The organism is Pasteurella oralis, assembly GCF_002850605.1.
GTDB lineage: Bacteria > Pseudomonadota > Gammaproteobacteria > Enterobacterales > Pasteurellaceae > Pasteurella > Pasteurella oralis.
This window is the reverse complement of the sequence record NZ_NXGB01000001.1, coordinates 1-14,394: the sequence shown is the minus strand read 5'-3', so window position 1 is coordinate 14,394 and position 14,394 is coordinate 1. Positions and strand designations below refer to the sequence as shown.

Sequence of the window (14,394 nt, the reverse complement as noted above, 5' to 3'; positions counted from 1 at the left end):
GGAGAAATTATGCGTTGTTTAGCATTAGATATTGGTGGCACAAAAATTGCTTCAGCCATTGTCATTGACGGCAAAATCGAGCAACGCCAGCAAATCTCTACCCCACAAGCGGATGCAGCAAATGCAATGCACGATACCTTAGCACAGATTTTAACTCAATATGCGGGGCAATTTGATTATGTTGCAGTCGCTTCAACAGGCATTATTAATAATGGTATCTTAACCGCACTGAATCCAAAGAATTTAGGGGGATTAGCTGAATTTCCACTAAAACAAAGTATTGCACGTCATACCGATAAACCTATTGGTTTACTCAACGATGTGCAAGCCGCAGCTTGTGCAGAGTACAAAGACGAAGATAAAAATACTGTACAAAATTTCGTCTTTATCACTGTTTCAACGGGCGTCGGTGGCGGTATCATTTTAGAGCGTCATTTGCTCACTGAGCCTAACGGTGTCGCAGGTCATATTGGTCACACCTTAGCAGATCCGAATGGTCCAGTCTGTGGTTGTGGTCGTGTAGGCTGTGTAGAAGCCGTTGCAGCTGGGCGTGCAATTGAAGCAGTATCTAGTCAATGGAATCCGCCTTGCACACCTAAAGAAGCATTTGAGTTATTTAGAAAAAATGATGAAAAAGCGACCGCACTTATTCAACGTTCAGCCAAAGCTATCTCGCATTTAATTGCAGATTTAGTCATTGGTTTAGATGTGCAAAAAGTGGTCGTCGGTGGCAGTGTTGGATTAGCTGAAGGTTATCTACCTTTAGTACAGCAATATTTACACGAAATGCCACATTTTTATCATTGTACAGTAGAGCAAGCTCGTTATGGACAAGACGCTGGTTTGATTGGCGCCGCTTGGTGGGTAGCAGATTGTCTACAACAAGGTATCAGTTTGAAATAGGAGAAGATTATGTTTATTGGTGATTTAACTCGCGATGACTTTAGATTAGGTCTACCTAAGGCGATCGTTGAAGTTTGTGAATATTTAAAAACCTTAGATTTAACAGCGTTAGAAACCGGTCGTCATGATATTACGGATCAAATTTATATGAACGTGATGGCATTTGATACAGCCGCTGCTGAAAGCAAACAAGCCGAATTACATCGTCAATATATTGATGTACAAGTACTCATTTCTGGTAAAGAAAACATCGAATATAGCGTTGCTTATCCAACACTTGCAAACTATACCGACTATGATGAGAAAGATGATTACCAACTTACACCAGAAATTGAGTATAAGAGCACATTAACATTAAAACCAAACATGTTTGTCGTGTTCTTACCTTATGAACCGCATAAACCCGGCTGTAATGTGGATAACCAAGTAGTCAGTCTGAAAAAGCTTGTCGTGAAAGTGCCAGTAGAATTATTGTAATTTTGACCGTACTTTTAAGGAGCCTCTATGTTAATCAGTGGAAAAATTTTAGATACTATTGGTGCGCTACACGATAGCCTCACCAAAACAGAAAAAAGAATTGCCGCAACTATTCTTGCATCGCCTGATTTACTCAGTCAGTCTTCTCTTTCTGATATTGCAAAACATCTTGACGTCGGAGAAGCAACATTTATTCGTTTCTGCCGTACACTCGGTTTCAGAGGCTTCACTGACTTTAAATTAGAGCTTGCAATTGAATTAGCAACCAGAGAAAAGCAATACCATTCTCTACTCGACACCGATATTTCATCTTCAGATGATCCAAGAAGTATTGCGGCTAAATTACAAAGCACCATCACGAATGTTCTCTCAGAAACAGTGAATTTATTAGATTTCAATGAATTAGAAACTGTTGTCAACCTGATGATGAAAGCAAAACGTATTTTCTTATTTGGTGTTGGCTCCTCTGGTATTACAGCAGAAGATGCTAAAAATAAATTTATGCGTATTGGCTTACAAGTGGATTCAACTTCGAATAACCACTTTATGTATATGCAAGCTGCACTGATGCAAAAAGGCGATGTCGTTATTGGCATTAGTCACTCAGGTTATTCTAAAGAAGTAATTCAAGCACTCAATATTGCGAAAAAAAATGAAGCGACCACCATCGCTATCACACATAACCTACGTTCACCAATTACCCACGCTGCTGACCATGTGTTGATTAATGGCAATCGTCAAGGGCAATTACAAGGTGACTCAATGGGAACAAAAATTGCTCAACTTTTTGTCTTAGATTTGATTTACACTTTAATCGTCCAAGCGACTGAAGATAAAGCAACTAAAACGAAGCAAAAAACAGTTAATGTCATTTTAGAACAACGTGTTAAATAACACATTTATAGGAGTATCCAATGAAAAACTTAAAAGGTATCTTCAGTGCATTGTTAGTTTCTTTCAACGCTGATGGTTCAATCAACGAAAAAGGCTTACGCGAAATCGTTCGTTATAATATCGACAAAATGAAAGTCGATGGTCTTTATGTTGGTGGTAGTACAGGTGAAAACTTCATGCTTTCAACGGAAGAGAAAAAAGAGATCTTCCGTATTGCGAAAGATGAAGCAAAAGATCAAATCGCCTTAATTGCACAAGTAGGTAGTGTTAACTTACAAGAAGCAATTGAACTAGGTAAATATGCAACAGAATTAGGTTATGACAGCTTATCTGCCGTGACACCATTTTACTACAAATTCAGTTTCTCAGAGATCAAACACTACTACGACAGTATTATTGAAGCAACGGGTAACTACATGATCGTTTACTCAATTCCATTCTTAACTGGCGTCAACATCGGTGTTGAGCAATTTGGTGAACTTTATAAAAACCCTAAAGTATTGGGTGTGAAATTCACTGCGGGCGACTTCTATTTATTAGAGCGCCTGAAAAAAGCTTACCCAAATCACTTAATCTGGGCTGGTTTCGACGAAATGATGTTACCTGCGGCAGCATTAGGTGTTGATGGTGCAATCGGCAGTACATTCAACGTAAACGGCGTTCGTGCACGTCAAATCTTTGAATTAACGCAAGCAGGTAAATTACAAGAAGCGCTTGAAATTCAACATGTGACTAACGATTTAATCGAAGGTATCTTATCTAACGGTTTATATTTAACTATCAAAGAATTATTAAAACTGGATGGTGTTGAATCAGGCTACTGCCGTGAACCAATGACAAAAGAATTAACGCCAGAGAAAGTCGCTTTCGCAAAAGAATTAAAAGCTAAATTCCTTTCTTAATTTTGTCAAAAACTGACCGCACTTTTTGATACAGACAAGTGCGTTATGACTGATAAAAAAACCGCTTAAACAGTTATTTAAGCGGTTTTATTTTTCTCTTACAAATAAGGTTGTGCCCAATCTAAAAAAGTTTGTTCATCAATCACTTGCACACCAAGCTCATTCGCTTTTGCCAGTTTCGAACCCGCACTTTCGCCAGCTACTACTAAATCCGTTTTCGCTGATACACTACCGCTGACTTTTGCGCCTAAACGTTGCAATAATGCTTTCGCTTCAGTGCGCCCCATTTGGCTTAAAGTTCCCGTTAACACGACTATTTTCTCTTTAAATGGACTTTCATCTACTTCTTTGAGTTCAACAGTATCCCAATGAATACCCTGTGCTAATAGATCATCAACAACCGCAACATTATGCGGCTCTCGCCAAAATACAAAAATGCGATTGGCAACAACTTCGCCCACATCTTGTACCTCTTGTAATTGTTCAAGTGTTGCCTCTTTTAACGCTGCTAATGTCTTGAAATAATTAGCTAAATTTAAAGCAGTTGCTTCGCCAACTTCGCGAATGCCTAACGCAAAAATAAAACGAGCTAATGTGGTTTTCTTCGCTTTTTCTAAACTCGCTATCGCATTTTGGGCTGATTTCGGTCCCATGCGCTCTAAACGCATTAATGTGGTGAGATCCAACTTAAATAAATCAGCTGGTGTGTGAATCTGCTCACGATCAACAAGCTGTTCAATTAATTTAGCACCCACACCATCAATATCCATTGCTTTACGCGACACAAAATGTTTTAACGCTTCTTTGCGTTGAGCCGCACAAAACAATCCACCTGTACAACGCGCCACTGCTTCCCCCTCAATTCGTGTAATCACAGAATTACACACAGGACAATTTTGAGGAAAAACAATCGGCTCTGCATTTGCTGGACGCTTATCATGTACCACCCCAATAATTTGTGGAATCACATCGCCTGCACGACGAATAATCACTGTATCACCAATTGCGATATCTAAGCGTTCAATTTCATCCCCATTATGTAAAGTAGCATTACTCACTGTCACACCTGCCACAAACACTGGCGCTAATTTTGCTACTGGTGTAATCGCTCCAGTCCTTCCGACTTGAAATTCAACGCTATTTAATACGGTAAGTTCTTCTTGTGCAGGGAATTTATACGCAATTGCCCAACGCGGCGCTTTAGAAACAAAACCCAACTCTGTTTGTAAAGCAATCTCATTAACTTTAATCACTGTACCATCAATGTCATAACCTAAAGCACTGCGCTTTTGCATAATGATGCGGTAAAAATCTAACACCTGTTCAACACCATGACATAACTGAATTTCCGTATTCACTGGAATCCCTATCGCCCTAAGCCATTGTAAACGCTCAAAATGTGTCGCTGGTAACTCAATACCTTCCGCTATCCCAATACCATAAGCATTAAGTACTAATGGACGTTGGCTAGTAATTTTAGGATCTAATTGGCGTAATGAACCCGCCGCTGCATTACGTGGATTAGCAAAAGTTTTTTCTCCTTTTGCTAATGCCTTTTCATTTAATATCTCAAACCCAGCCTGCGGCATAAAGACTTCACCGCGCACTTCTAAACGATGTGGCGGCTGATCAGTTAACAATTGCAAAGGAATATTACGAATAGTGCGGATATTAGAGGTAATGTCTTCACCCGTTGTACCATCACCACGAGTAGCCGCTTGTACTAATTTACCATCTACATACAAAATACTCACAGCCAATCCGTCCAACTTGGGTTCGCAGCAAAAAGTTAATTGTTCTGGCGATAGGATCAGACGCTCATCAATGCGTTTAACAAATGCCCTAAACTCTTCATCTGAAAAAGCATTATCTAAGGATAACATTGGTATTTCATGTTTCACTTCGGCAAAACCAGACAAAGGTTTAGCGCCAACACGCTGCGTTGGCGAGTCTACTGTCACTAACTCAGGATATTGTTTTTCAAGATTTTTTAGTTGATGAAATAAACGATCATATTCTGCATCAGGAATTTGTGGGTTATCTAATACATGATATTGATATTCATGATGGCGTAAGCTGTTACGTAGTTGTTCTAATTCGAGTTTAATACTTTCTGTCATATAAAATCCTGATAAAAATGACCGCACTTAAGTGCTTACTAAAGTGCGGTCAATTCTACAATATTTTTTTATTTACGCCTATTTAAGGGATAAATATCATGACAAGTAGATCTAAAAATAACTGTCTTTTCTAATCTGTAAACCAAACCAATGTCGCCATCCGACCAGTTTGCCGTTCTCGACGATAAGAGAAAAATTTATTCTGTTCAGTGAATGTACAATATTCACCACCGCTGATTTGCGTTATACCTAACCTATTTAAACGCTGTGTAGCTAATAAATATAAATCCGCTAAATATTTATTTGGTGCCTGAGGATCTGGTTTGAAAGCAAGTTCTGCTGTCGGCTCTCGTGCACAAAACCGTTCGACAACGTCTTGACCAACTTGAAATTTAGTTGGACCAATAGCGGGACCAAGCCACGCGATGATTTGTGACGGAGAACAACGAAATTGCGCTACAGTTTGTTCTAAAACACCATCACATAAACCACGCCATCCTGCATGTACTGCTGCTACTTCATCACCTTGTTGAGAAGTCAACAAGACAGGTAAACAATCAGCTGTCATGACAAGACAGACTTGATTTGGCTGGTCAGTATAAACCGCATCTGCGGCAAGATTTGAAGTATTGGTTATAGGTAACTTGATTACCTTTGTGCTATGAATCTGCTCTAAAAAAACAGGCATTTTCGGCAACTGTAACTTTTCAACCAGTAAAGTGCGGTTAGTTTTTACCGAATTTTGCTCATCACCAACATGCGTACCTAAATTGAGACTGTCGTAAGGTGGCTGACTCACACCGCCTTGTCTTAAAGTACTAAATCCATGCACATTTTTTGGTACTGACCAATCAGGTTTAAGCACATTCATTTACTTACCTTGCTTAATAATCTAAATCGTCTTTATGTAGCTGATAATCTGCTTTCAACACATCGACTAATTGCACAAAATCTGTAGGCAATGGCGCATGCCATTCCATGAGTTCTCCCGTAATAGGATGCGCTAAACGTAACATAATCGCATGCAATGCTTGGCGCTTAAATTCACGTAACACGGTCATTAACTCATCACTCGCATGCTTTGGTGGGCGCGGACGACCACCATAAGTTTGATCACCTAATAATGGATGTGCAATATGAGCCATGTGTACACGAATTTGGTGAGTACGCCCTGTTTCAAGGCGTAAGCGTAAACGCGTGTAATTACGAAAACGCTCCATAATACGATAATGAGTCAACGCAGGTTTACCCATTGGATGTACTGCCATTTGCGTCCGCTTAGTTGGATGGCGCGCCATTGGCTGATCAACCAAACCACCTTTGGTCATAATGCCACAAGCGATCGCCTCATATTCACGGGTGATTTTACGCTTTTGCAAATCACGTACTAACTGTGTTTGCGCTGGGATAGTCTTTGCCACAACCATTAATCCCGTCGTATCTTTATCTAAACGATGTACAATCCCAGCACGTGGTACTTCAGCAATTTGCGGATAATGATATAACAGTGCGTTTAACACTGTTCCCGATGGATTTCCAGCGCCGGGATGAACTACAAAATCTTTGGGTTTATTAATCACTAAAATATCATCATCTTCATACACAATATTAAGCGGTAAATTTTCAGGTTCAAAGCGAGTATCATCTTCAATTTCAACGGTAATTTCGACTTGTTCGCCACCATAAACTTTGGTGCGAGGAACATTTGTAAGCTGACCATTGACAAAGACTAACCCCGTTTCAATCCAAGTTTTTAAGCGCGAACGTGAGTAGTCAGGGAACAATTCAGCTAAAGTCTGGTCTAAACGTTGTCCCATTTGAGATAGCTGAACTTCAGCCGACAAGGTAATTTGTGCCATAAAGAAAAAAATCCGTTAATGAAGTTTGCTTATTTAATAATGTTATATACAATACTGGGTCATTGTAACTCATTTATCATTGCTCGTAAAAATAAGGATTATCTAATGCGTAAATTAAAATCGTTCACGCTTATTGCTTTAACCGCATTTGCTGTGAGTGCTTGTTCAGGCTCTAAAGATGTTGAACAACGCCCAGAACAAGAGCTGTATAATGTCGGTCAAACTTACTTACAAGATGGCGATTATTCACAAGCTATTCGTTATTTAAATGCACTACATACGCGTTTTCCTGGCAGTAGTTATAGCGAGCAAACCTTATTAAACTTAATCTATGCGAATTATAAAACGCAAGATTATACGCAAACCTTAGTATTAGCTGACCGCTTCTTACAACAATATCCAACGAGCCGCAATTTAGATTATGTCCTTTATATGGCAGGCTTAACTAACTCCGCATTAAGCGACAATTATATCCAAGACTTATTTAATGTGGATCGAGCCACACGTGAAAGCACATCAATTAAAGCAGCATTTGCTAATTTCCAAACACTTGTACAGCATCTTCCCAATAGCCCTTATGCACAAGATGCATTAGCACGTATGGCATATATCAAAGCAAGTTTAGCGCGTCATGAATTATCAATTGCTAAATTTTATGCTAAACGTGATGCCCATGTTGCTGTAGCGAATCGCGTCGTTGGGATGTTACAGCAATATCCAGATGCACAAGCCACTTACGAAGCATTACCATTAATGCAAGCCGCTTATGAAAAAATGAATTTAAAAGAACTCGCTGCACAAACTGCAACTATTATTGAAGCGAATAAAGGTAGAACATTTGCTGAAGTAGAAAAACCAGCAGAACCTAACGTATTGTTAAAGCAATAAATGCGATACAAACAAAAAGAGGATATGTTTAAATATCCTTTTTTTATGCGTTATCCTACTAAAATTTGAGCTAATGGCATATCCCAACTTTCTATTGGCAATTGCTCAACTTGTTGACATTTATGTGCCAATCCAACAGGAATAAAAGACTTCTGCTGCCAATCCTGTAAAGTTCGATCATAAAAACCGCCGCCCATACCAAGCCGATTGCCTTGTAGATCAAATGCGACTAAAGGGACAAAAATAATATCCATCTCACACAATGGTAATACTTGCTGCACATTTAATTTTGGCTGCCAAATACCCAATACATTTTTATGCATCGATGTGTCTGGTTGATACGCTAAAAATAACAAATGTCCTGGGCAAAATGGATGTAATACCGGTAAAAACACATTTTTTCCCTGTTGCCATAAACATTCAATTAACAATCGAGTCGAAATTTCGCCATCAAAAGCGAAATATAAGGCAATATTTTGCGCTTTTTTTTGTTCAATTAATTGTAATGCTTGTTCTGTGATAGCAATTTCTGCTTGTTGTTGTTCAAGTGCGGTCAATTTTTGGCGAATTTGCCGAATTTGGCGACGGATTTGTTGACGTAGAAAAGAATGAGTATTCATTGAAATAAATAAAATGAAGAACCCGAGATGCCGCTGTAGGCGACAGTCCTTGAACCCAACGGTTCAAGGGAATCAGTTATAACTATTTTTAGGCTTCTTAGTAAAACTAAGCATGCACACCAACAATTAGAAACCAATTCATAATATAAAAGTATCGGCTCAGGGACATAACCCACTGGCAAACACCTCAGGTAATCTTTGTTTTATACTAACGTAATTTAGCCTTATTGACTAGCGATAATTCGCTATCTGTTTATTGAACCAACTAAATTATCCATTAACTGTTCGACTTTTGTGTCAAAATACTTTCTAATGAATGGTCAAGCTGTTGGATTCTTGTTTTAAGTAAATCTTCAATTGATGTCGTTTTCTGCTGCTCCTGCAATAATTCGTAACTTAAATTTAACGCCACAATAGATAAAACACGTTCTAATTGTAAAATACCCGTACGCTCTTTCATTTCTGATACACGTAAATCAAGCGCTTTTGCTGCCTGTTTTAAAGCCTCGTGCTGTTCTTCTGGGCAATTTAAACGCAAAACCTGCCCAAGCACAGGTAATTCAATACTTTTAGACGACATCTCGCCTCCATTCAGCTTAATTATTTTGCACGTTATTATGCCATAGCTAAAAAAATCCGTCTAATTATTGGTTGCGTAGCGCGAGAGTGGTAAACTGACATCACTTATTTAACCATAATTATAAGGACAAAATAGATGTTGTCTTATTCAGAATTTTCCCAACATTTAAAAAGTGCTGGCATCACACTTTCCAGCGCAGAACTGCATGGTTTTTTAAGTGGTTTAGTCTGTGGTGGTGTCACAGATCAAAGTTGGCAACCGCTCTTATTCCAATTTACTAATGAAAATCATGCTTACCCACATGCATTGTTACAAGAAGTGACCCAATTATATCAACAAATTCGTGAAAAATTAGCCGACATTGATGGGTTTGATTTTGAACTATGGCTACCCGAAAATGAAGATGATGTCTTTAGCCGCGCCGATAGTTTATCTGAATGGGCAAATCATTTCTTATTAGGTCTAGGATTGGCGCAACCCAAATTAGATAAAGAAAAAGATGATATTGGTGAAGCGCTAGACGATTTACATGATATTTGCCAATTAGGTTATGACGAAAACGATGACAAAGAAGAATTGAGTGAAGCCTTAGAAGAAATTATCGAATATGTACGTACTATTGCTTGCTTATTATTCACCCATTTTCAGCCAGCACAATCTGAACAAAAACCCGTATTACACTAATCCGAATAATAAGGAGAATAAACATGGATTTAGCTTATATGGCTGCGCTTCCTCAGCAAGAATTTATTGAACGCCGTAATAACGTATTTGCACAAATGCAAGATGATTCCGTCTTTATCGTCTTTTCTGAAATCGAAAAACGCCGTAGTAATGATTGTGTTTATCCATTTCGTCAAGATAGCTATTTTTGGTACTTAACTGGTTTTAATGAGCCAAATTCCGTGCTTATCCTCAGTAAAAAAGCAGGTGAACAAGAAAGTAGCATTTTCGTTCGCCCTTCTGATCCATTGCGAGAAACATGGGATGGTCGCCGTTTAGGTGTTACTAATGCACCAGCTAAACTTGTTGTAAATCACGCCTTTTCAATCGACGACTTCAGCAGCGAATTTGCTAAAATTGCCGCAAATACTAACACACTTTATCACTTAGCAGAACTCCATGCTTGGGGTGACGAATTATTAACACAAAGTGCGGTCAATTTCAGCCGAGTTTTATGCTGGAAAGCAATGCTTGATGAAATGCGCTTATTTAAGTCAGAAAATGAAATTGCACTTATGCAACAAGCAGGGCAAATCAGTGCACTTGCTCATATTCGTGCAATGCAAAAAACTCGTCCAAATCGCTTAGAATATGAAATTGAGCATGAAATTTTGCATGAGTTTAGCCGCTTTGGCGCACGTAACCCCTCATACAATTCAATCATTGCTGGTGGTGAAAATGCTTGCATTTTGCATTACACTGAAAATGATATGCCTTTAAAAGAGGGCGATTTAGTGTTAATTGATGCAGGCTGTGAATTTGCAATGTATGCAGGTGATATTACCAGAACATTCCCTGTCAATGGCAAATTCAGCCAAGCACAGCGCGAAATCTATGACATCGTATTAAATGCACAAAAACGCGCTATTGAACTTCTTATACCGGGTAATTCAATCCAACAAGCAAATGACGAAGTTGTACGGATTAAAGTTGAAGGTTTAGTTAAGCTAGGCATTTTACAAGGTGATATCGATGAATTAATTGAAACTGAAGCCTACCGTGAATTTTATATGCACGGTTTAGGGCATTGGTTAGGTTTAGATGTACATGATGTTGGTAGTTATAGTAAAGATCAAGACAATAACAATCGTAATAGTAAAGTACGTGATCGTCCATTAGAAATTGGCATGGTGCTTACTGTTGAACCGGGCTTATACATTTCAGAAAAATCCAATGTACCAGAACAATACAAAGGTATTGGAATACGTATTGAAGATAACTTATTAATTACAGAATATGGTAATAAAAATCTAACGAGCGCAGTACCAAAAGAAATTGAAGATATTGAGAATTTAATGGCAAGTAAATAACAGGATAGCGCAATGTCTCGAGAAACAAACTACGATGTCATTATTGTCGGTGGCGCAATGACGGGAGCCACATTGGCTCTAGCGCTCAGCGATCAAACTGCTGGTAAAATCAAAATTGCTGTTTTAGAAAAGCAAGTTTCACACCAACATCAACAACGTGGTTTTGATGCTCGTTGCATTGCGTTATCTGATGGTAGTTGCCAACGTTTAGCGCAAATCAATTTGCCAACTGGACAAACACTTTGGCAACAATTCCAACCCATTATTACACCTATCAAAAAAATCCATGTTTCAGATAAAGGTCATAGTGGTTTGACTGAATTCAGCGCTCAAGAGTTCCATTTATCTCAACTGGGAGCAGTCATAGAATTGCAGGCAACAGGACGAATTTTACTCAATGCAATTCATCAATATCCTAACATTAATTACTTCGCACCAGTCGATATTACACAGATTGAACATGATACAGAACAAGTGAAAATTTCACTTAAAAATGACCGCACTTTAAGTACAAAACTACTTATCGGTGCAGATGGTACACAATCATTAGTCGCAAGTTCAGTCAATATTTCACAAAATTTAGTCCGTCAATATCATCAAACTGCTATCATCACAAATGTATTACCACAACAAGCACATCAATATCGCGCTTTTGAACGCTTTACTGATGAAGGTCCTCTTGCTCTTTTGCCCATGCCAAATAACTTAATGTCTCTCGTTTGGTGTGTACAAGATCCTGAACCATTAATACGATGTGACGAAGCACAGTTTCTTCTTGCACTGCAACATCGTTTTGGCTGGCGTCTAGGTAAATTATTGCAATGTGGGCAACGTTTTACTTATCCACTTAATTTATATCAAGCAGAACAACATATTCAGCCTCGTATTGCGCTAATCGGCAACGCAGCACAAACATTACACCCTATTGCAGGACAAGGCTTTAATCTTGGCATTCGTGATGTGATGCAATTAGCCAGCCTTGTCGCTACAAAATATCAGCAACAACAAGATATTGGTGCTTATCAAAATTTAATTCCCTATGCAATCGAACGGCAGCAAGATCAACAACAAATCATCAATTTAACTGATGGTTTACTATCTATTTTTGCGAATAACTTACTGCCATTACAAATTAGTCGTACATTAGGTTTGATGGCGCTTTCACAATCACGTTTATTACGTCAATATTTCGCCAAACCAACTTTAGGATGGAAATAACATGAAAACATTTGATCTTGCCATTATTGGTGGTGGAATGGTCGGCTTAGCGTTAGCAGCAAGCCTTGAAAAACAGCCATTACGTATCGCTCTCATTGAAGCGTTTCCCAGCAAAGTGAGTATTGCCACGGTGACAAACCGTGTTAGTGCCCTCAATCTCGCAAGCCAAAAACTCTTAACAGAACTTAATGTATGGCAACAACTCATCCACCTGCGTGCGACCGAATATAATTCAATGTATGTTTGGGAAAAAGATAGTTTTGCTAATATCCAATTTAATACGCAAGGTCTAGGTATTTCTCATCTGGGACATATTGTAGAAAATCACTTAATTCAGCATTGCTTATGGGAAAAAGTGAAACAGCAGAAAAATGTAGAGATTATTACCGCACTTCCACAAAAGCTAGGTATCACAGAAAGCAATGCAATTCTTACTTTAAATAATGATCAAATTTTATCAGCAAAACTGATTATTGGTGCAGATGGCGCAAATTCTTGGCTGCGAAAGCAAGCAAATATTCCACTAATTTTTCGCGACTACGGACATCATGCCTTAGTCTGTAATGTCGAAACAACTGAGCCACATCAACACTGTGCAAGACAAGTTTTCGCTAAAGACAGTATTTTAGCCTTTTTACCTTTACATCAAGATAATTGGAGCTCAATTGTATGGTCATTACCAGCTGAACAAGCAAAACAATTAGCAACATGTGATGAACAAGAATTTAATCACACTCTTTCTACTGCTTTTGATATGCACTTGGGCTTATGCAAACTACAAAGTGATCGTAAAACCGTTCAACTGACTGCTCGCTACGCACGTGATTTTGCAGTAAACAGAATCGTATTGCTCGGTGATGCCGCTCATACCATTCATCCATTAGCGGGATTAGGTGTCAATTTAGGCTTTCAAGATGTCGTCACGCTATCTAATATTCTCCAAGAAAATCTCAATCTTGGCGTTGATATCGGTAAATATCGCCATTTACGAAGCTATGAACGCCAACGTAAAAAAGAAGCGATTAAAATGCTAATTGCAATGCAAGGCTTAAAAGATCTGTTTACTGGCGAAAATCCAATTAAAAAACTAGTTAGAGGTATTGGATTAAGTGCAACAGACAAACTAGATTTTGTAAAAACAGAATTAATGAAACAAGCACTAGGTTTGTGAAAAGATCGTAGTATAAAGTTATCAATTATAACGGTATTTTTAACGCAATAATAAAATACAATAAATGCTTTACACCACACAACATAGACTAGAACAAAATTGTTCAAAATACAGGCTGTTATAATTAACTGTATTCAACAACTTGAAACAATAGCTGATTGTAGCTCATTCCAATTATGATCAAAATTTAATTACTATAAAAAATTTCTCATTGGATTACCTAAATACCTTGAAATTTTAAAAACTAATTTGGATAGATAAGTCTTTTCACATAACAGATTTTCGTATTCAATTAAAATAGAAAGGAACCTAATTTAGGATTAGAATAAATATGATATTAGTAGATGGCAGGGGCGGAGAGGCTCGAACTCCCAACACCCGGTTTTGGAGACCGCTAACAATTGAACTAATGCAATTAAGAAAACCTTATAAATCAACGATCTACACACACAGACACTTCAAAAATTCATCTCAAATTCACATCTATTGACATATATTGTCACCTATTTTGTCAAATTCTCGTCAAAAATATCAATTCTCTGATTTACCCTATTTACAATCAAAAAACAAAAGGGCTAAACGCCCTTTTATATTATTTGCTTGATCGATTTTGAAGCATTTGATTTCACAACAGAGATAAATGTAAATAAATCAGAGTCGGTCGATGTATCAGATAATGTTTCATACGTGATTTCAATTGAACACTCTACATTTTTGGGAATCGAAATC

At 38.2% G+C, this 14,394-nt stretch carries 14 protein-coding genes and 1 other RNA gene; 9 read left to right on the top strand and 6 right to left on the bottom strand.

What is annotated here, in order from left to right; all coding sequences use genetic code 11:
- The first annotated feature begins 9 nt into the window (after nt 1-9).
- Genes C0975_RS00075 through nanA form a run of 4 tightly spaced genes read left to right on the top strand, consistent with a single transcriptional unit; the run spans nt 10 to nt 3,176 of the window.
- The gene (locus C0975_RS00075; protein ID WP_101774377.1) at nt 10-903 is read left to right on the top strand and encodes an N-acetylmannosamine kinase; all 894 of its coding nucleotides are present in this window, start codon (nt 10-12) and stop codon (nt 901-903) included.
- A 9-nt stretch (nt 904-912) separates the two neighbouring features.
- On the top strand, nt 913-1,380 hold the full coding sequence (nanQ, locus tag C0975_RS00070) for an N-acetylneuraminate anomerase (protein WP_101774376.1): 468 nt from the start codon (nt 913-915) through the stop codon (nt 1,378-1,380).
- 27 nt (nt 1,381-1,407) lie between these two features.
- The gene (locus tag C0975_RS00065; RefSeq protein ID WP_101774375.1) at nt 1,408-2,274 is read left to right on the top strand and encodes a MurR/RpiR family transcriptional regulator; all 867 of its coding nucleotides are present in this window, start codon (nt 1,408-1,410) and stop codon (nt 2,272-2,274) included.
- Between the two features lie 20 nt (nt 2,275-2,294).
- The gene (nanA, locus tag C0975_RS00060) at nt 2,295-3,176 is read left to right on the top strand and encodes an N-acetylneuraminate lyase (RefSeq protein ID WP_101774374.1); all 882 of its coding nucleotides are present in this window, start codon (nt 2,295-2,297) and stop codon (nt 3,174-3,176) included.
- 98 nt (nt 3,177-3,274) lie between these two features.
- Here the strand turns inward: nanA and ligA are convergent, their stop codons facing one another.
- From ligA to rluD, 3 genes are all read right to left on the bottom strand, one after another.
- Nucleotides 3,275-5,296: an NAD-dependent DNA ligase LigA gene (gene ligA, locus C0975_RS00055; protein ID WP_101774373.1), complete on the bottom strand. Its 2,022-nt coding sequence runs from the start codon at nt 5,294-5,296 to the stop codon at nt 3,275-3,277.
- A gap of 130 nt (nt 5,297-5,426) precedes the next feature.
- Nucleotides 5,427-6,167 carry a peptidoglycan editing factor PgeF gene (gene pgeF / locus C0975_RS00050; RefSeq protein WP_101774372.1) on the bottom strand — a complete coding sequence of 247 codons (741 nt, stop codon included), beginning with the start codon at nt 6,165-6,167 and terminating at the stop codon, nt 5,427-5,429.
- A gap of 13 nt (nt 6,168-6,180) precedes the next feature.
- Nucleotides 6,181-7,155: a 23S rRNA pseudouridine(1911/1915/1917) synthase RluD gene (rluD, locus tag C0975_RS00045; protein WP_101774371.1), complete on the bottom strand. Its 975-nt coding sequence runs from the start codon at nt 7,153-7,155 to the stop codon at nt 6,181-6,183.
- A gap of 105 nt (nt 7,156-7,260) precedes the next feature.
- On the opposite strand from rluD, the gene C0975_RS00040 reads away from it, so the two are divergent.
- Complete coding sequence (locus C0975_RS00040; protein WP_101774370.1) at nt 7,261-8,043, top strand: outer membrane protein assembly factor BamD; 783 nt, start codon at nt 7,261-7,263, stop codon at nt 8,041-8,043.
- Nucleotides 8,044-8,093: 50 nt separating this feature from the next.
- Here C0975_RS00040 and C0975_RS00035 read toward each other — a convergent pair whose 3' ends face one another.
- From C0975_RS00035 to C0975_RS00025, 3 genes are all read right to left on the bottom strand, one after another.
- Nucleotides 8,094-8,663 (bottom strand): 5-formyltetrahydrofolate cyclo-ligase, encoded by a 570-nt coding sequence (locus tag C0975_RS00035; protein WP_101774805.1) that lies wholly within the window; start codon nt 8,661-8,663, stop codon nt 8,094-8,096.
- Nucleotides 8,664-8,678: 15 nt separating this feature from the next.
- Nucleotides 8,679-8,860: non-coding RNA, 6S RNA (gene ssrS, locus C0975_RS00030), on the bottom strand.
- Between the two features lie 80 nt (nt 8,861-8,940).
- Nucleotides 8,941-9,243, bottom strand: a complete 303-nt coding sequence (locus tag C0975_RS00025; RefSeq protein ID WP_101774369.1) for a cell division protein ZapA — start codon at nt 9,241-9,243, stop codon at nt 8,941-8,943.
- A gap of 135 nt (nt 9,244-9,378) precedes the next feature.
- Between C0975_RS00025 and C0975_RS00020 the strand changes: the two genes are divergently transcribed.
- From C0975_RS00020 to C0975_RS00005, 4 genes are read left to right on the top strand one after another with little or no spacing between them, the layout of a single operon-like run.
- Nucleotides 9,379-9,927: a YecA/YgfB family protein gene (locus C0975_RS00020; RefSeq protein ID WP_101774368.1), complete on the top strand. Its 549-nt coding sequence runs from the start codon at nt 9,379-9,381 to the stop codon at nt 9,925-9,927.
- A gap of 23 nt (nt 9,928-9,950) precedes the next feature.
- Nucleotides 9,951-11,276 (top strand): Xaa-Pro aminopeptidase, encoded by a 1,326-nt coding sequence (gene pepP, locus C0975_RS00015; RefSeq protein WP_101774367.1) that lies wholly within the window; start codon nt 9,951-9,953, stop codon nt 11,274-11,276.
- Nucleotides 11,277-11,288: 12 nt separating this feature from the next.
- Complete coding sequence (gene ubiH / locus C0975_RS00010; RefSeq protein ID WP_101774366.1) at nt 11,289-12,494, top strand: 2-octaprenyl-6-methoxyphenyl hydroxylase; 1,206 nt, start codon at nt 11,289-11,291, stop codon at nt 12,492-12,494.
- A 1-nt stretch (nt 12,495) separates the two neighbouring features.
- Nucleotides 12,496-13,665: an FAD-dependent monooxygenase gene (locus C0975_RS00005; protein ID WP_101774365.1), complete on the top strand. Its 1,170-nt coding sequence runs from the start codon at nt 12,496-12,498 to the stop codon at nt 13,663-13,665.
- Nucleotides 13,666-14,394: the final 729 nt, after the last annotated feature.